This window comes from Candidatus Hikarchaeum yamanae (assembly GCF_009889665.1).
Lineage (GTDB): Archaea > Halobacteriota > Halobacteria > Halobacteriales > Hikarchaeaceae > Hikarchaeum > Hikarchaeum yamanae.
The window spans coordinates 154,986-172,175 of sequence record NZ_WTZR01000002.1 but is presented as its reverse complement, the minus strand read 5'-3'; the positions used below and the strand labels follow the sequence as shown (position 1 = coordinate 172,175).

22 protein-coding genes, 1 tRNA gene and 1 pseudogene are annotated in these 17,190 nt (G+C 42.2%); 8 read left to right on the top strand and 16 right to left on the bottom strand.

Annotated features, from left to right (window positions below; all coding sequences use genetic code 11):
* Both ACM9H2_RS02015 and ACM9H2_RS02010 read right to left on the bottom strand, forming a co-directional pair.
* Positions 1 to 377, bottom strand: a pseudogene (locus ACM9H2_RS02015) (hypothetical protein); the annotation flags it as partial.
* 193 nt (positions 378 to 570) lie between these two features.
* On the bottom strand, positions 571 to 966 hold the full coding sequence (locus ACM9H2_RS02010; protein WP_415487643.1) for a 2Fe-2S iron-sulfur cluster-binding protein: 396 nt from the start codon (positions 964 to 966) through the stop codon (positions 571 to 573).
* A gap of 107 nt (positions 967 to 1,073) precedes the next feature.
* Between ACM9H2_RS02010 and ACM9H2_RS02005 the strand changes: the two genes are divergently transcribed.
* Positions 1,074 to 2,156 carry a quinone-dependent dihydroorotate dehydrogenase gene (locus ACM9H2_RS02005; RefSeq protein ID WP_415487641.1) on the top strand — a complete coding sequence of 361 codons (1,083 nt, stop codon included), beginning with the start codon at positions 1,074 to 1,076 and terminating at the stop codon, positions 2,154 to 2,156.
* Positions 2,157 to 2,160: 4 nt separating this feature from the next.
* Here ACM9H2_RS02005 and ACM9H2_RS02000 read toward each other — a convergent pair whose 3' ends face one another.
* Both ACM9H2_RS02000 and ACM9H2_RS01995 read right to left on the bottom strand, forming a co-directional pair.
* Positions 2,161 to 2,487: a hypothetical protein gene (locus ACM9H2_RS02000; protein WP_415487639.1), complete on the bottom strand. Its 327-nt coding sequence runs from the start codon at positions 2,485 to 2,487 to the stop codon at positions 2,161 to 2,163.
* A 28-nt stretch (positions 2,488 to 2,515) separates the two neighbouring features.
* Positions 2,516 to 3,193 carry a cyclase family protein gene (locus tag ACM9H2_RS01995; protein WP_415487637.1) on the bottom strand — a complete coding sequence of 226 codons (678 nt, stop codon included), beginning with the start codon at positions 3,191 to 3,193 and terminating at the stop codon, positions 2,516 to 2,518.
* A gap of 73 nt (positions 3,194 to 3,266) precedes the next feature.
* Between ACM9H2_RS01995 and ACM9H2_RS01990 the strand changes: the two genes are divergently transcribed.
* Positions 3,267 to 4,514 (top strand): CaiB/BaiF CoA transferase family protein, encoded by a 1,248-nt coding sequence (locus ACM9H2_RS01990; RefSeq protein ID WP_415487635.1) that lies wholly within the window; start codon positions 3,267 to 3,269, stop codon positions 4,512 to 4,514.
* Between the two features lie 8 nt (positions 4,515 to 4,522).
* On the opposite strand, the gene ACM9H2_RS01985 is transcribed toward ACM9H2_RS01990, so the two are convergent.
* Positions 4,523 to 4,909 (bottom strand): acyl-CoA thioesterase, encoded by a 387-nt coding sequence (locus ACM9H2_RS01985; protein WP_415487633.1) that lies wholly within the window; start codon positions 4,907 to 4,909, stop codon positions 4,523 to 4,525.
* A gap of 7 nt (positions 4,910 to 4,916) precedes the next feature.
* On the bottom strand, positions 4,917 to 5,279 hold the full coding sequence (locus tag ACM9H2_RS01980; protein ID WP_415487631.1) for a hypothetical protein: 363 nt from the start codon (positions 5,277 to 5,279) through the stop codon (positions 4,917 to 4,919).
* 93 nt (positions 5,280 to 5,372) lie between these two features.
* On the opposite strand from ACM9H2_RS01980, the gene ACM9H2_RS01975 reads away from it, so the two are divergent.
* Complete coding sequence (locus ACM9H2_RS01975; RefSeq protein ID WP_415487629.1) at positions 5,373 to 5,678, top strand: 2Fe-2S iron-sulfur cluster-binding protein; 306 nt, start codon at positions 5,373 to 5,375, stop codon at positions 5,676 to 5,678.
* Here ACM9H2_RS01975 and ACM9H2_RS01970 read toward each other — a convergent pair.
* A tRNA-Leu gene (locus ACM9H2_RS01970) sits at positions 5,679 to 5,763 on the bottom strand.
* A gap of 101 nt (positions 5,764 to 5,864) precedes the next feature.
* On the opposite strand from ACM9H2_RS01970, the gene ACM9H2_RS01965 reads away from it, so the two are divergent.
* Positions 5,865 to 6,173, top strand: a complete 309-nt coding sequence (locus tag ACM9H2_RS01965) for a transcription initiation factor IIB family protein (protein WP_415487627.1) — start codon at positions 5,865 to 5,867, stop codon at positions 6,171 to 6,173.
* Here ACM9H2_RS01965 and ACM9H2_RS01960 read toward each other — a convergent pair.
* From ACM9H2_RS01960 to ACM9H2_RS01945, 4 genes are read right to left on the bottom strand one after another with little or no spacing between them, the layout of a single operon-like run.
* Positions 6,165 to 6,641 (bottom strand): phosphopantetheine adenylyltransferase, encoded by a 477-nt coding sequence (locus ACM9H2_RS01960; protein ID WP_415487626.1) that lies wholly within the window; start codon positions 6,639 to 6,641, stop codon positions 6,165 to 6,167. The genes ACM9H2_RS01965 and ACM9H2_RS01960 overlap by 9 nt on opposite strands.
* Positions 6,641 to 7,714 (bottom strand): glutamate--cysteine ligase, encoded by a 1,074-nt coding sequence (locus tag ACM9H2_RS01955; protein ID WP_415487624.1) that lies wholly within the window; start codon positions 7,712 to 7,714, stop codon positions 6,641 to 6,643. Before ACM9H2_RS01955 ends, ACM9H2_RS01960 begins: the two co-directional genes overlap by 1 nt.
* A 39-nt stretch (positions 7,715 to 7,753) precedes the next feature.
* Positions 7,754 to 8,389: a fibrillarin-like rRNA/tRNA 2'-O-methyltransferase gene (locus ACM9H2_RS01950; protein ID WP_415487622.1), complete on the bottom strand. Its 636-nt coding sequence runs from the start codon at positions 8,387 to 8,389 to the stop codon at positions 7,754 to 7,756.
* Positions 8,386 to 9,234 (bottom strand): NOP5/NOP56 family protein, encoded by an 849-nt coding sequence (locus ACM9H2_RS01945; RefSeq protein ID WP_415487620.1) that lies wholly within the window; start codon positions 9,232 to 9,234, stop codon positions 8,386 to 8,388. The genes ACM9H2_RS01950 and ACM9H2_RS01945 overlap by 4 nt, the downstream gene beginning before the upstream one ends.
* Positions 9,235 to 9,333: 99 nt before the next feature.
* On the opposite strand from ACM9H2_RS01945, the gene ACM9H2_RS01940 reads away from it, so the two are divergent.
* Positions 9,334 to 10,386: a hypothetical protein gene (locus ACM9H2_RS01940; protein ID WP_415487618.1), complete on the top strand. Its 1,053-nt coding sequence runs from the start codon at positions 9,334 to 9,336 to the stop codon at positions 10,384 to 10,386.
* 38 nt (positions 10,387 to 10,424) lie between these two features.
* Positions 10,425 to 11,405: a C-terminal binding protein gene (locus tag ACM9H2_RS01935; protein ID WP_415487616.1), complete on the top strand. Its 981-nt coding sequence runs from the start codon at positions 10,425 to 10,427 to the stop codon at positions 11,403 to 11,405.
* Here the strand turns inward: ACM9H2_RS01935 and ACM9H2_RS01930 are convergent.
* Genes ACM9H2_RS01930 through ACM9H2_RS01915 form a run of 4 tightly spaced genes read right to left on the bottom strand, consistent with a single transcriptional unit; the run spans position 11,400 to position 14,892 of the window.
* Positions 11,400 to 12,239, bottom strand: a complete 840-nt coding sequence (locus tag ACM9H2_RS01930) for an MBL fold metallo-hydrolase (protein WP_415487614.1) — start codon at positions 12,237 to 12,239, stop codon at positions 11,400 to 11,402. The two genes, ACM9H2_RS01935 and ACM9H2_RS01930, sit on opposite strands and share 6 nt — an antisense overlap.
* 30 nt (positions 12,240 to 12,269) lie before the next feature.
* Positions 12,270 to 12,668: a YlbF family regulator gene (locus ACM9H2_RS01925; protein ID WP_415487612.1), complete on the bottom strand. Its 399-nt coding sequence runs from the start codon at positions 12,666 to 12,668 to the stop codon at positions 12,270 to 12,272.
* A 45-nt stretch (positions 12,669 to 12,713) separates the two neighbouring features.
* A complete protein-coding gene (locus tag ACM9H2_RS01920; protein WP_415487610.1) occupies positions 12,714 to 13,376 on the bottom strand; it encodes an alpha/beta hydrolase in 663 nt (220 codons plus the stop codon).
* A 43-nt stretch (positions 13,377 to 13,419) separates the two neighbouring features.
* Positions 13,420 to 14,892, bottom strand: coding sequence for a UbiD family decarboxylase (locus tag ACM9H2_RS01915; RefSeq protein ID WP_415487608.1), 1,473 nt, complete (start codon positions 14,890 to 14,892; stop codon positions 13,420 to 13,422).
* Positions 14,893 to 14,997: 105 nt separating this feature from the next.
* Between ACM9H2_RS01915 and dph2 the strand changes: the two genes are divergently transcribed.
* Entirely contained in the window at positions 14,998 to 16,047 is a 1,050-nt protein-coding gene (gene dph2 / locus ACM9H2_RS01910; RefSeq protein WP_415487662.1) for a diphthamide biosynthesis enzyme Dph2, read from the top strand.
* Between the two features lie 2 nt (positions 16,048 to 16,049).
* The gene (locus ACM9H2_RS01905) at positions 16,050 to 16,682 is read left to right on the top strand and encodes an METTL5 family protein (protein WP_415487660.1); all 633 of its coding nucleotides are present in this window, start codon (positions 16,050 to 16,052) and stop codon (positions 16,680 to 16,682) included.
* 4 nt (positions 16,683 to 16,686) lie between these two features.
* On the opposite strand, the gene ACM9H2_RS01900 is transcribed toward ACM9H2_RS01905, so the two are convergent.
* Entirely contained in the window at positions 16,687 to 17,088 is a 402-nt protein-coding gene (locus tag ACM9H2_RS01900) for a PaaI family thioesterase (RefSeq protein WP_415487606.1), read from the bottom strand.
* Positions 17,089 to 17,190 lie beyond the last annotated feature (102 nt).

Sequence of the window (17,190 nt, the reverse complement as noted above, 5' to 3'; positions counted from 1 at the left end):
GTAAGTTTTACACCGGGGACGGATTCTTCGAACGCTGGTTTGATTGGGTCGAGCATATCTGGCTCGTCCATTGCACCGTAAAGGAGACATTCTCCCTCTGCCTGTGCTTTTGAGATAACAGCACTAGGAACGGTTATGGACCCAATTTTTAATCCTGCAGATGCTCCAGGGGCAGGTTTTCTCTCGGAACGTCCAGCGGCGGAAGATGCACTTCCACCTTTTACAACGCTACTAGAGGTAGTTGACCCTGACTTTTCTCGGGCGGCTCCAGATCCAGAGGATCCTCCGCTGCTGCCCGTACAGCCAGCGATACCGGCAATACCGGCACCTACGGCTGAAACTTTTAAAAATTGTCGTCTTTTAAGATTTTCTTTCATAATTTAAATTATTCCAGGTTATTGCGTTTACATTTCTGACAGAAATCATCATCAATAAACCTGAACTTAATCTATGATTAGCGTATTTAAATTTTGCTATAATAATAAGAGAGGAGTATAAATATGCTTCGGAGGAATATGTGAAAAATAAAAACGTTCGAAGGGTGTGTGCTTGGTGGTGTATCGAAGATATCTACGGGTTTTCTCTTTGAGATTTCCAGCCAAATGCGGGTGAAAGGGGAGGGGAAGTAGTGGATGTGATAGAGTCCCTAGAAACGGTGGAAAGAGAGTCTTTAAAATGGTCTCCCACTTCGATTGAACAATCGGAAATGGGCTCTGCAACGCAGAGGAGAACATAGTTCGCAATTAAATGTTCTTTTCGGAGTACACGAGGAGGGGAGGTGTGGACTACATCCCCTGTGAGTAAATGGCCCGTACATTTTGCACAAGATCCCCAACGACATTCGAATGGGACGACGCAACCTGCTAAAATTGCAGCTTCAAGAATAGTTTTACCAACAGGAACATCGATGGTGTCGATATGGCCGCTGTCCCAGATTAAACGCACAGTGTGGGAAGTAGATGTCATGGTAAATTGTTGTTAGTGAACTGGCGAGGATTATTTATTTGCAGTTGTTATTACAATCTATGTGTTGAGAACGATAAAAGTACGTATGAGCAGGATAAAGGCTAATCGTGACATTGTATGATATTGTTCGGCCGGTGTTCTTCAAATTACCACCAGAGGTTGCTCATAGTTGTGGAAAAAATATTCTCAAAGTGGGTTGCTCTTCTGAGATAATTAGAGAGCGAATTAGATCTTACTATCAATTAAATCACCCATCTCTCAAAATGAAGTGTCTAGAATCTGAGTTTCCAAATCCGATAGGGATTGCAGCTGGGTTTGACAAGAATGGTGAAATTACAAAAAGTTTAATCGATCTAGGGTTTGGGTTTTCAGAGATAGGGACAGTTACTCCAGATGCCCAAGAAGGAGAATCCAAACCAAGATTATTTAGATTGCCAGAGGATGAAGGGATGATCAATAGGCTTGCATTTAATGGAGAGGGTGCGAATCGGGTGAGAGATAGAATGGAATCCATGGGAAATGTTGCGGCACCCATTTCAGTAAATATAGGGAAAATGAATCAATCAGGCCCAGAGGATGCGATTAAAGATTATGTGAAAGTATTTGAGACGCTGTATGAGTTTCCAGACTATTTTGTGATTAATGTTTCGTGCCCGAATACCCCGGAAGTGTATGATGAGTCTAGTCCAGAACGGCTTTCAGAAGTTTTTGGGGCTTTACAAGAAAAGAATAAACATAACAAACCGATTGCTGTGAAGGTTGGTCCAGATTATGATTCGAAAGAAAAGTTAGCCAATTTGTCAAAGGCTATTGAAGTTGCAGAGGATCATGATATAAAAGCAATTGTAGCGACAAATACGACTACAGATCATTCTCAATTGAAATCCAAACATGGTCAAGAATGGGGTGGGGTTAGTGGGAGGCCATTAGAGCAGAAAGCTACGGATACCGTTGAATGCATATATGGGCTGACAGACCTACCCGTGATTGGTGTGGGAGGGGTAGATTCAGCAGAAAGTGCTTATAAGAAAATTAGGCATGGTGCATCCTTAGTACAGATATACACAGGTTTTGTATACAAAGGACCTTCACTTGCACGTCAGATAACTACGGGTTTGGTAGAGTTACTAGAGAGGGATGGGCATGCATCGATTGAAGAAGTGGTTGGGATTGACTGTAAAGAACTATAGAAACCTAAGAATTGAGTTCTTCTAATCGCTTTTTCTTATATCGATTGTCATAGATCTTGACTAAATCCCCACCTTTCAATATAGCCCATAATGTTAATCCAAACCCACCCAATGCCAAGTATATGTGTTGTTTCGGGTCAGCCCAATTCATTGCTATAATTGTGAATAAAAATACCAGAGATCCTGGGGCCAAGAGTAAAAATAAACGTATTTTGTGATGTGCAGAAGTATTTAGTTCCCAGGAAAAGTCTATTTCGGATGGGATGGAATCGTCAGATGGTGGCTTGCGTATCGGAGGGTCCGGACTTTGGGGAACTTTGATTCGAGGCATGGTAGCGAGGGAGAATTTAGGTACTATCTTAATTGGGTAATCGTGCCACTACACGTGCGGGTGCGGCTTCGTATCGAGGGATCAATAGAGGTAAACAAAATATTTCAATGGTATCGTGATCAACTATTGTGCCAATGTTACAGATATTCTCAACAATGGGTATTTCTGCATCGAGCAATGTGACGTGCACAGGGCGAGAGGGATCTTTAACATGGTACTTTGATGCATCGACAGATTCAGTAACAAAATCCACTACAACCAATGAGACCTGTTTTTCAACAAGCCAAGTGGCACCATCGGGGGAGAGACTGGAAGACTCGACATAAACTCCATCTGGATAATCGCCGCTTTCTATTTGTTTGTCAATATCTCCAGTGAGCAAAACGACTCGATCCCCGGGAGAAATTCCGGGATTGCATTCATCTAGTATGTCTGCAGTAATGAGTTTGCTTGCGTGGGCCCTCATATCAAAAACCCGCGCAGGTCCACAGAAAATACTTACATCAAGTTGGTCTATAGTTTTTCCACCAGGGGAATAATGGATGGGTGCGTCTATATGGGTGCCAGTATGGACATAGGTTGAGAAAGCTCGGACGTCGCTAGCGAAGTTTTTTAATTCTCCAGAGGCAGTCTGTATTGCTTCGAATCCAACACGCTGGGCGGGTCGAATAGTACCTTCATCGAGTGGTAACGTTAAATCGTACATACAGTTGCTAATGCGAGTGCCAGACAAAAATGAGTCGAAACTGGTTAGTTCATGAATCTATTTTCTCTGACACATGGAAGGTGGAGAATGTCTACTTGAAGGAATAAAAGTCATTGATTTGACCACATTTGTTACGGGAGGTTTTGCAACACTTATGCTTGGTTTTCAAGGGGCTGATGTGATAAAAGTGGAGAAGCCGAATGTAGGAGATGATAATAGACACTCTGGCCCCCCGTTTATTGAAATGGAAAATAAAAAAGGGGCAGGAATAACAGCTTCTGATCGGGGAGAATCGCCATATTTCTGGACTGTTAATTACGGAAAGCGGAGTGTGGAAATAGATCTGAAAGCAGAAGGAGGGGTCGAAGTTTTATATAAGTTGTGTGACCAGGCAGATGTATTCATCCAAAACTTTAGACCAGGGACGGCGGAGAGGTTGGGCGTAGGTTATGAAGACATCAAAAAATGCCGACCAGATATTGTTTATTGTTCAATATCCGCTTTTGGAGAAAGTGGGCCGTGGTCTAGTAGGCCGGGGTATGATTTGCTCATACAGGGTACTGCAGGCATCATGGATGTCACAGGACAGGTGGGAGGAGACCCCACAAAGGTTGGATTGCCTCAGACTGATCTTATTACAGGAATGTGGGCTGCTTTTGGAATTGTGTGTGCTCTTCGCCGTCGGGAAAAAACAAATGAAGGGGAATTTATTGAACTTAGTATGAATGATGCTGCATTGCCATGGTTAACTAAGCAAGCTGCCAAAGTATTTGCAGGAGAAATTCCAACGAGAATGGGAACCAAAGATCCGGTTTTGTCCCCGTATCAATCGTACAGGACTCAGGATGGTTATCTCAATGTTGCTTGTGCGAATCAGAAACTATGGGCAGAGTTGTGTGACTCTATTGAAAGGGTGGATTTAGTAGAGGATGTGAGATTTAAACAGAATGCAGACCGTGTCGAAAATGTGGATGAATTAGAAGAGATTCTTAATTCTGTATTCGAGAAAAAATCCACAAAAGAATGGGTCGAATTACTAGCTGTAGAGAAGCAGCTGCCTGTGGGGCCTTTACTTTCTGTGAGAGATGCCATGTATAACGAACAAACAATGGCAAGAGGGGTTATTTCAGAGATAGCTCGCGAAGGATCTATGAGTATTCCAGTTATCAATCATCCTCTGAATTATAATAATGCAGAGACGGGTTTTAGAATGCCACCTCCATTGCTTGGAGAACACAATGAGGAAATACTCTACGAGGTGGGTTATACAGAAAGTGATATTAAACTACTTCAATCGAGAGGGATAATTCCAAAGAGGTGAAATGGAAATTATTCCATTAGAGTTCGCCATTCTTGGGGGATTGGGGTAGAAGTTCCTGTTTTTCCATCAAGTAGAACCTGGACTGTCTTTGCAGTGGCAACTTTTTCAGAACCATTTGTCAAAACATACTCCATAGTAACACTAGAGGTTCCTATCGAAGATATAGACAAAGATACTTCGACCGTTTCTCCTAATTGCAAGGATTTGATATAGTCAATCTCCAAATGGACAATGACAGTGTCTACATCTGCCAAAGATATGTCGAGTAGACTCTCATAATATTTTATTCGTGCGTGTTCTAGATAAGTTGCATAGACTGCATTGTTTACGTGACCCATAGAGTCTAGATCCCTGAAGCGAACATCGAAACTAGTGACGTAGGGTTCTTTATTCATTTATATCTTACATAGATACTGCGCTGGAGACCATGAGTCTGCCGCTGACTAACATCAAGATAGCCAAAGAAACCATCCCGATATCCCACTCTGCCATCATCATTGAAGTCAGCTGCATGATCACTTGGTTTGTGAGCATAAGAATCGAATAAACCATCATCATTAGTCCACTTTCTCTGGAAAATTTAGAAATAGAGTCTGGAGAAAATAATAACAATGCCCCATGGATGAAAACAATTACCCCGAGAATGGTGGGAAGAGTGAAAGGGGAAATTGTAAAACTAGATCCCATTAGAAATGAGTAGATACCAGATACGATTGCGATTGCGCCCCCATAAATCATTTCAGAGGGTGTTTTGGATAGATCCATGTGAGAGATAAGAGAGGGAAATATATTAGTTATTAGTTTTTGGAGGAAAAATGGGAAAAGTTTAATTCAGTAAGAGAGAGTCTAACAATAACAATGGCAGAATACAAGGTAGAATATCAAGATGCGGGTGAATCTCTAGAAGTTTCGGATAAGCATACGATATTAAGAGGGTGCCTTAGAGATGGGATCGCTCAAGAATATTCATGCAGAGTGGGAATGTGTCTGGCTTGCTGTGCAGAGATCGTCCAAGGAGAGGTGGTGCAGCCTGCAGCCCACGCGTTGACTAAAGAAGAGCGAGAAAGATATGCTTTGACTTGTATGGCTCGGCCCCAGAGTGATTTGATTTTAAAGAGGGGCATATACCCCCCTAGTATTGAATTAGATCAATTGAAGGAATGATGCACGGGGCAGGATTCGAACCTGCGAACTCCTACGAGACAGGGTCCTAAACCCTGCGCCTTTGACCTGGCTCGGCTACCCATGCAGGTTATGACTTTTTGTGGGGGTGGTTTAATATGTTTTTCTTTGAGTCAAGAAAATGAGAGAAGGTGAGATTATATATAATCAGAAAAACGAGGGGATATTGTGCACAAAGCAAAGGACCATGTTGAGCAATTGGAATGGATTTCGGAGATCGATAGGGTTGCAAAAGAGTTGAATCTCGGTGCGCGTGCTAAATCATATGCGGTGGAGATATACTTGTCAGACATACCAGAGAAGGAGAGATCGAAGCCCGCAGCAATTGCAACGGGGATTTATGTCGGTTCATTGATTGCAGGGGAAGAAAGGTCACAACAAGAGATTGCAGAAAAAATGGGCATATCTCGTTTGGCGATACAGGGGAGATGGAAGGAAACTTTGAAGGCTGCGGGTTTTGATCCCCCTTCATGGTGAAAGGGTATTGCCATTGGAATCTATTTCCCCGGAAAGTATTCGAGTACTAGAAATAATTCCCCCGTCTTTTGAGTGGACAAACGGGATAGTTACTACAGATAGTGGTTTCAGACCAGTATCGGCCCGAATTTGATTTATTAAATAGGAAATAGGTTCAGTTTCAGGAGAGACGACAAGCACATCATATTCGCCTTCGGAAGCTATGGAAGTCGGAGTCATCAATTCGGTGATTTCAAAGGTTCTTGAGTGAGTTTTTGAGAGGAGAAGGAGTTCAGATATGAGATTTTGTTTCCTATCAGAGAAGGGGCGAATGAGTCTAGAACTGGATCGAGTGCTAGATGCTAGTTCGTCGCTAGTGAGTCCAATGGTAACGTTTCCTAACTCGAATGCGTATTTGAATAAACTCCGGTGTCCATCATGGATGGGGTCGAATGTGCCTCCAAAAATGACATTTTTAAGAGGAGGCATCAAATAATTAAACTCCTGCAAAGAGTATCGAGTCCACCACTATCATATTGGTCCCGTTGGGAAGAAGATCCAGACCCTAAATCGTAGAGAGTACGTAAGCTTGAAGTTCCAAGGCGTTGGCACTCGGATTCGACTAGATCGACTAAGTGAATTTGATTAGAGTTTTCCCAATTAATAAAAGTGGAATGATAACCGTGTCGGATAGATCTCCATTTGTTTTCACATAAAACTTCAAATCGGGGGGAATCTCCAGAATCCCCATCTTCGTATCGTTCGGATAGGTCAGACAATAGGTAGTAAATATACTCCAAAAGGTGTGCAGACCTTTCAGTTTGGGTTTGAGCATCCATGATTCGCAATTCAATGGTTCCATTTTCAGTATGAGGACGGACGTCGTGCCAAAGTGCACCTCGGTCGGAGATTGAATTGGTTTCCACCATTAAACGCTCGAAATGTAAATAATCAGCCATATTTGAAAATTCAGCAGGCATTCCAGTATTGGGTAGTGACTCGAAAATGAGTGCCCGTGCAGATTCTAAGCCCGTATCGAAACCATTCCAATAGGGAGAATTTGAAGATAGAGCCAGCAAAAGAGGAAGGTAGGGGCGGCACTGATTTGCCATCCATATTGCTTTTTCGGCGTCGTCCACGCCAAAATGAACATGCAATCCCGCAGTAGTATTTCTGTGCTGAGGATATTGAATTCGGTCGAGTTGTGCAGCATATCTAGGAGATTCTACGTGTTCAAGTTCTTGCCATAATGCTGCAGGGTGTAGCCCAGATACTGCTAGTTCAAATCCATAATTTTGGACGTGTAATTGTATATTTTCTCGCATTTCCGATAAAGCTGATTTTGCGTCGTTGAGGTTGTTTGATATAGGGGTTCTACATTCAATTATGAATTTGAAGAGTTCATTGTCAATATTATTTTTAAGGAAACCAGGAGCATCAGATCCTTCTATGAGTTGACCGGTGGTATTAACAGGTTTTCCACTAGAATCCACGACGAAGTACTCCTCTTCAATTCCAAGAGTACCAAATTTGTTAAAATTGGCTGCAGAACCTAGTTTCATTGGATATAGTTAGCCGAGATGGGAATAAAAATTAACTCATTATTGAGGAAGGGGTTCTGCAACAATGGCCATGTGGTCTTTATGATGAGAAGTAAGTTTTTGAGTTTGAAGAATGGCGTAGCTTTGAGATAAATCTTCTATAGACGATTTGAAAATAAGTTCAGGCGGAGTAACAACGTTTTCACTTCGGGCTTTGATTACGAGGAAAAGTTTTCCAGTTGGAGATAGGAATTCTTTGTTATCAAGGGCGATTTTAACCTGACCCCTGGTTGCGACATCCTGTATTATTAGATCAAGATTGGATTCCACAACATGTGAGTACGTTTGAGGATGTCGGGCGTCTTTTAACAAAGGAATAATATTCGTTCGTGATCGCGCCACATTGAGGAGGTCCCTCATTGGTTGTGGTGAAAATTCAACTGCATAAACTATAGATGCAACGTCTGCAACATGACTGACTGTGGTCCCATTCGCAGCACCTAAATAAAGGACCTTTGCATTTTTAGACAGACCGACATCGATGTCTTGAGTGAGGACTGATCCGAGTTTGGATCTGGCAGGATCCCATACTCTCCACCCATTTTTTGTTTGCTCCCCATAAGTAGGAGGGCCTTTTGTGACTAAGTGGGTTTTTCCTCGAATGTCCAAATGTTGATAAGACTCTGGTTTTGTCATTTACTTTCACCCCGAGATCTAATTTGGTCTATTTTGGCAAGTAGGTCGGAATGGACTTCGGGATTTAAAGTGCCAGAATAATAATCGATTCGGGCGGCAATTGAAAGTTTACCGGAGAAGGCTCGTGCTACATTCCCTCTTAAACGGGGATGTGTTTTAGAGATATATTCATGAGTATATATGACCCCATGTTTTGGGGAGGTTGCGCGTCCCCTGAGATGGGCAAATAGTGCGTTTTCGGCCCCGAGAACTTGTAGAGTTCCGGATGGTTTTTTTGCTAATTTTTCCAAGCCCCCTGCTATCGAAATTAGTCTTGCTGCCAGAAGAGGACCTGCCATTTGTGTTAGATTGGGTGATATGTGGGGCATTTCAGATTCGATGAAATGTGCAAGTTTTTCACGCTTGTCGGAGAGAGATACTATTTGATTATGAAGTGAAAGGATGTGAGCATCGAAGTGGGAATGGTCAGAATTAGTGGCGATTGTCTCGATGGAAGTTTGGAGGTCTTGGGATATGCCAGTATAGTCGCCCAGCCACTCAGAGAGTCGGGCTGTGAGTTCGTTCTCAATACGAGAGTAGTCATCCATGGTACGGATTGCATGGGAGATTTGCCGGTCGGGGGTTTTGGTAAGATTTGATGCAGATTTTTGCGCAGCTTCACATGCCGAATTATATAGACGAGAATAGTATTCATCGGGAGTTGGTGCATACCCATATTCGAGGGCCATAGACGGCCAGGGGAGGGGGGAAATGCAAGACCCTTCTTCTATTGCAATTGCCCCGGTGAGGATATCTTCAGGGTTGGTTTGATAAAACCAAGCATGTTCTAGGTCTTTTTCACTCATATGTCGGCTAACTCTTCATTCGCTTAAAATGTCGCGTATTGATTGCAGGATGAAAGGAGATTAACCTAAGTTCATTGGTAGACACATCTTTAATACGGTATGGTTGTTTTGATCGACAATGAAATTGCGAAGAAAGTATTGGACAGAAGAGAAACTATAGATTCTATAGAAACTGCATTCAGGCAACTAGGAGGAGGAAATGCTACGTTTCTCTCCAGGACAGATATAGTTTCTCCGACCACAATGGGAGATTATTTTGCATGGGGATCGATGGTTGGTGCTACAATAAATCCTCCAAGGCTAGCTCTTCGTTTTAAATCGGATGTCATAAAATACGTAGACAAAGGAGGATATTTTGCAGAGGAAAAGTTCAATGAGAGCCCGGGTAAATTCATGGGAGTCATACTTCTTTTTGATACAAGAAACGGCGAGTTATTATCAATAATGAACGATGGAGTGATACAGCATGAGAGAGTAGGAGCAACTGCGGCTGTTGCGTGTAAACATCTCTCAAATGAGGATTCGAATATACTGGGGATAATAGGATCAGGGGGGATGGCTCAGAGTTATGCCATGAATATTTCAGAGGTGAGAGAAATAGAAGAAATAAAAGTATATTCTCCAACGGAAAAAAACAGGAAAATTTTTGCGGAAAAAATGTCTGATGAATTGAATATAGAAGTGAATACTATGGAGAGTCCAGAAGGGGTAGCAAGAGGATCAGATATTGTTGCCACATGTACTGCATCTCAAACTCCAGTTTTTTCTCAGGAGTGGATAGAACCAGGAATGACCATAATAGATGTGAGGAGTACTGAAATTGACAACGGGACTATAGAAAATGTCGATCGGGTGTTTTCAACGACGAACAAAAATCACAAGGCCGAAATAATAGGTGGTGGAAAAATTGATAAATATCAATCTAAAAGGGGGAAGCGCGGGTTTGTAGAGACGGGATATCCCACTTTGTCTGAAATTATTTGTGAAAAGGAGATAGGTAGAAAAGGTAAAAATGAGTCCGTATATTACCATAATCGTTCTGCAGGGATACAATTCGCAGCAGTTGGGGGTTTAGTCTATGAACGTGCGAAGGAACAAGAACTAGGAGAAGAAATACCATCGAAATGGTTTCAACAATCGATTAGGAATTAGACCGATTATTTTTAGTCAGTGGAAATGAGTCGACATGTATGGAGCCCTTTTCGGTGGTGTATACAGATAATTCGAAGGGGGGTTTAGATATAGAGAGGGACATATTAGGGAAAATTAATGCAGAGTTAATCGATGCAGAGTTATCGGATCGATCTGCCAGAGATCTAATTAAAGAGGCAGATGGTGTTATTGTGAGCCAGATGGAATTCGATAGAGAAATAATCGAATCACTAGAAAAATGCCGCGTTATTAGCAGAACGGGTATTGGTTTTGAAAATGTGGACTTGGAAGCCGCAACTGAAATGGGGATATATGTTAGTAATGTTCCAGATTACTGCATACCAGAAGTATCAAATCACACTATCGGGTTGATTTTGTCACTGGAACGACGTATTGTTGGTTTCGACAGAGATATTAGGAAAAATGGATGGGGTGTGGCACGATCAAAGTGGGCAGATATGAGAAGAATCGAGGGTCAGACAATAGGATTTGTTGCATTTGGGCAAATACCTAAAGAGGTATGTAGAAAGGCGATTGCACTAGGTTTTGATGCAGTAGCTTATGACCCATATGTCGATCCAGAGGAGATAATAGAAGCAGGGGCAAAATGTGTCGAGAATATTGAAGACCTTCTCAAGATTTCGGATGTAGTATCATTACACGTCCCATTGACTGATGAGACGAGAGGAATGATTGGGAAGAGGGAACTAGAATTAGTAGGGAAAAATGGATTTATTATCAATACATCTAGGGGAGGGGTCATTGATGAAGAGAGTCTAGTCTGGGCGATAGAAAATGGAAAAATCGCAGGTGCAGGGCTTGATGTTTATGCAGATGAACCATTCCAATCGAATAACCCTCTATCAGATATAGAAAAAGTTGTGTTGACGCCTCATGTTGCTTTTAAATCCGTTGAAAGTGAGCTGAAACAAAGAGAAATTGTCGCAGAAAATATCAGGGCTGTTTTGACAGGGAGAGAACCAATAAATATAGTAAATAAAGAGATTTTTTCGCTATAGAGTTAACATGTCTCCGATTTCAACTACTTCGATGTGGTGAGGAAATTCAAATCCTCTTGCATGAGGGACCAAGGATGAGGGGTCTGCAGTTAGTCCTTTCCACATATCCCAATGGGCGGGAATCAATCGTTTTAGACGTAATTGGCAAGACGCTTGAATGATATCTGACTCATCACAATACCATTTCGTGAGCTTTGGTTTGCGTGTTTTTTTGTTAAGAATAATTCCAGAAGATCCAAACGCTAATGCACCTAGATCTATATCATACTTAGCCCCAATATCATCGAGACAGGGGTGTGGTTTTGTATCCCCTCCGTGAAAAAAAGTACCGGTTTTGTGTTGAATTATATAAGAAACAGGATGGCGTGCTCCGGGATCATGTGCTGGTTCTACATGGATTGTAAAAGAGCCTACAGAAAAGCTATCTCCTTCGGAGACTTCAATGAATTGAGAGGGGTCAACGTCCCAATTTTCGACCCAGTTTTCAGATTCAATTTTACTTAGGCTAGCATCGGGCGCATAGTATGGGGATTTATGTTTAGAAAGAATTGGTGCTTGAGATTCTGCGTGGACGTGGTCGGTGTGATCGTGAGTAGCAAGAATGGCGTCCGAGTGGTGTATAGCAGAGGGGTGAAAGGGGACAGGGATCATTCGAACTGTTCTGGGGGGGTCCCCACTGCCAAGGTATGGATCGATAAAAAGGGTAGTTCCATCATTAGCTTTGAGTACAAAGCCTTGACACCCTAGGTACCAGATTGACACGCCAGAGGGGGTTGAATTGTGTATTTGATTGGGCAAATAGTCTCCCCAAGTTGAATGGATAGTTTCGTTCATAACATGTGGGTTGTGAAGGTATGAAAGTAACTAAGAGCAGCCACATCCACTGATCTGCTCTCCAAAATTTAGAGAAAGCTCCTCGGAAATATACTCATTGGTTTTTTCTAATTGGGCTAGCAATTCTTGTTGAGTTTCTAAAAAATGCTCCATCGTGGGTAAGTTGTTGAGTTCTTCTTGTAGCTCTCCGACTTTGTCTAAGTCCTCTTTGGTTGCTTCACCGCTAGCTCTTTTTATTATGAATAATTGCCTTTGTTTTTCAAAATCATTGATAAGTTCTTGGGCCTCCGAATCGCCTTTCACTTGATCTCGGGCTTGTTCATACGCTTTATATTCCGGTAAATTGGAAATTGCCTCTCCAAGAAGCTTGCCGAATGTTTCTATTTCGGAGGAGGGTTTCGATAAATCAGAATCTGCTTTGGTGCTCATAGGAGAGATTTCGCAGGAGAGGATTTATGTGTGCCGAATGAAGCACTAAGGAACGTGTTTAGAAATCCATTGTTGCAATTCCATGAGCGTGCTTTGTTCAATATAATGGCCCCCGGGGTGTGATGAAAATGTCACGTCGCACCCTAGTTCTTCTAATTTCTTTTTGGTTTTATCGATTTTATGTAAAGGGATGAGTTCATCTGCAATCCCTGCCGATAAAAACACAGGTTTATTCAGGAGTCCGGCATGGGACGAATTAAAAAAAGAAGTGGGAAGGTATCCGCTAAAACCAATACACCAAGAATAATCAGACGGGGATTTGCAAAGAAGAGAAAGAGAAAGTATAGTTCCTTGGCTAAATCCCAATAGACCTATTTTGTGAGGTTCTAAGTTGTATAGTTCTATGACCGCATCCCGGCTTTTATTGATTAAATCTATACTTTGATTTAAAGAATCGGGTTCTGGTTGATCGGGAATTTCCCCAGTGGGAGAGAGGTTGATTGGATACCAACAATAACCGCTAGACAAAGGGAAGGGGGCACGCAAACTGATTATAAAAATGTCAGATGGGAAATGGCGTGATAAAGAAGAAAGATCCAGCTCATTTGCACCATATCCGTGTAGAAAAAATACTGCAGAAGAGGGCTGTTCTGTCGGATTTTGTGACTGTAGAACTTCAAAGTCAAGAGGGATTTCAAGAGATTCCATGGTGTTCTTTAGTCGGTGAAGGGGGTGAAAAGATATAGGAATATCACTCTAGTTCTCGGTAGCGTTTGAGAGAATTTTGATCAATTAAGTCGTCCCACCGAGAGAGAATTTCTTCTTTTGCATGGTCGGGGACACTACATCTCGCAGGATAAGCGTATTCGAGTGGGACAGTGGCATCTATAATCATTTTGGCATTTTTATTATCATACTCAGGTCGGACTGTTGGGTCGAGAGTATTACCTTTTGCCCCGGGAATGATGTCCAAATCTTCTTCCACGCGGCACCGTGTAGAAACTGCCCAAAGAACTTCTTCCTCATTGAACACATCAATATCGTCGTCGACGACTATAACGTGTTTGACTAGATCTCCTGCAGCTAGTGCTGCAAGACCTGCCATTTTCCCTTCCCCTTCTGCTTTTTTGTCAATTGAGAGATATGCCCTAAATCTGCCACATCCACTAGGGGGGTGATGGATTGCAGTGAGGCCTGCGATGCGACCATGAATTTTTAGAGCATTGTAGCGACTGCCTTCTTGGGGCAAGGTTCCAGTTAACCAGTGGTCTCGGTGTCCGGCAAAAACAGTTTGAAGAACAGCGTTTTTTCGACGAGTTATGTTTTTGACATTTATCAAAGGGCGCATTCTTTGTGGCCCATAATATCCAGGGTATTCGCCGAATGGTGCCTCTGCCTCTAATTCGTGGGGTGGAATTTCACCTTCAATGACGATCTCTGCATCTGCAGGTACCATGAAATCATCCCCCCATGTTTCTGAAGGAACAAGCCTGACAGGTTCTTGCATCATTCCTCCTGCAATTTCGTATTCGTCAACCCCATATGCTGCAAGAGTTAGAGCACCTAGGTAAAATGAAGGATGATGGCCTGCCACAATGGCCACTTTAGTCGTGCGATCGCTAGCCCAATTTTTATTGACTATCCGATGATTATGACGGGGGGACATGTGAATTCCAAGCTTATCAGGTCCTTTATACTGCGTACGTAGGAAGGCTATATTGTAGAATTCATGGCCAAATTCATCCACATCTTCAGGAGGGGCTTGCATTACATTTGCCATGTCAATATAAGGGGCAGGGTCCATCTCATTGATATGCATGATAGGGAGTCGCCTAAGATCGACATGTCCGTACGCATCAACGTGGCTTACTTCTTTTACAGGGGCATCTTTGGGATCAATAATTTCGGGTAAAATTCGTTCTCTTTCTCGGCGAGCATATTCGAGTGCAGGTTCCATTCGATATTGAGTTCTACGTAATCCTAGCGCGCGAGAGATTCTTTTTCGATCGGCGAATACATTGCTTGCTAGTGTTACTTTTCCCGGGGTAGTGTCTAAGCCATCAATTCCTGAAGGATTGGTAAAATGGACAAGGGGGAACTCCCCACGTTCTTCAAGATGTTCAAGTATTGCACTAGCTTCAAATTTATCAGGGTGAATGGCGCTAGATATTTCTAAAACTTCTTCTTCGACTTCGGCTATGAAGTCTTGTAAGTTTTTTGCCATGCATAATCAAAAAGGGGAGAGATGATAAAGAGAGGTGTTTGTACAAAAATAAATAAGAAAGTAGAAGCGCCGACGTTAAAAGATTCGAGATGCACAAGAGACATAATGGAGAGGGAATGGGAATCGGATATGGAAGGCCAACCTGAATCTATGATGGAACTTACATACGAGAGAGAGTGGGATTATGAGCTTGACCAAATATTAGAAGCTATCAAAGAGAAAGGGGCAAAAACGATTGGATTGCAATTTCCAGAGGGATTAAAACGCAGAGGTCCAGCGATAGTAAACGATCTAAAAGAGAAATTGCCAAAAAAGGTGGTCGTCGCGATTTCGGGACAGCCTTGTTATGGAGCTTGTGACTTGGATATGCATCTATTGAAGAGATCAGACCTTTTCGTTCATTTTGGACATAGTCCGATGAAAACTTCTGAGAAAATAATATATGTTCCTTTATATTCCAATGTGGAGGTTGTGCCAATAATGAAACTTGCTCTTAAAGAATTAGAAATTCCAAATTCCAATCCTGATGTTGGACTCGTGACAACCACCCAGCATCAGAATAGATTTGAGGAGATGAAAAAATTCTTGGAAGATGAAGGGTATACGGTCCATACTAGAAGAGGAGACGAAAGGTTGACACATGAGGGACAAGTTTTGGGTTGCAACTATGCCTCTGCCGATGTGGACGCTAGTCAGATAATGTATGTAGGAGGGGGAAAATTCCATCCACTTGGATTGGCAATGATGCATAGAGATAAACGAGTGGTGATTGCAGATCCGGTAAATAATCTAGTTTCTATTGCAGATGCGGATAAATTTATCAAGCAACGATATGCAGCAATTCATAAAGCGATGGGTGCGAAAACGTGGGGAATAATATATTGCACAAAGATCGGACAGGGGAGATGGGAATTGGCAGAAGAAATAATTGAAGATAATGAGAATGCATATGTAATTACCCTGGATGAGATCACTCCGGATCGATTATTGAATTTCAAATTAGATGCTTTCGTAAATACGGGCTGTCCACGAATATCGACGGATGACGGTCCCAGATTCAAAAAACCCATGCTTACTCCGCAAGAGTACTGGATCGCTACGGGGAGAGACCCATTGGAGTCACTGGCCTTTGATACATTCCATGGAACGTGGTAGGAATGGTAAGTGGGAAGAAGAAATTGGAGTTAAACTTATCGAGGGTCTCCGATTTTGAGAATCCAAATATTAAATATGAACAATATATGACTTCTGCGGAAGTGGCTTCTACGATAATTCATGTAGCAGATATGAATGGAGATATACAAGGCAAAAGTATTGTGGATTTGGGAACAGGTACAGGGATGCTAGCAATAGGGGCTGCTCTGAGAAATCCAAGAAAGGTAGTAGGAATAGAAAAGGACAAAGATGCCCTTTCGATCGCCAAAAGGAATGAGGATTTAATTTCACCGGAAGTGGCGGTGGAATGGATACTGGCAGACGTGAAATGCGTTCCAATTAAAATGGCAGGAAAGGATGATGTGACAGGGATAATGAATCCGCCATTTGGTGCGCAAAAAAATCATAAGTATGCAGATAGAATTTTTTTAGAAAAAATATCAGAAATTTCATCGATTTCTTATTCCATACATAACTGCGATAGCATAGATTTTATAAAGACTTTTGTTGAAGGAAGAGGGGGGGTCATTTCACATTCATATTCGGCGACTATGGAGTTGAAAAAGAGTCAGATCTTCCATACTAAAATGAGGAAAAAAATTGAAACAGAAGTTCATCGGATAAGGTGGAGATGAAATTCTAACTATGTTTGTAGGTTGCCCGACCCATTGCGAGAGTTTTTTGGGAATCTTCAGATTGATAGAGTTTCATATCTGCGACGCCAGTAGAGGATCCAATTTTAATCACCTCGCCGTGAACTAATAAATCGGAATTAATTGCAGGGGACAGATAATCTACGCTGAGGTTAATGGTAGGAGATTTAGACCCTACAACGGAGAAAATGGCATAATGACCAGCTATATCCAATAGGCTTGCTATAATGCCACCGTGAATTATGCCTAGTTTAGGATTGACTAGAAGTTCTTCGCGAAAGGGGATTTTTAACATAACCTCTCCTGACTCATATTTTTCGAATTGAATTCCAAGAAATTGATGAAATGGAGAATTATGGAGCAATCGTTTTGCAGCAGATAGGTCCATAATAGAAAAGAATAGGGTTTGGAACAAAACGTCGTCGGTGTGGTATGCCAGAGGAAGAGAGAGAGGGAGAGAGGGAGGGGGCGGGGGAGAAATTAGAGAATG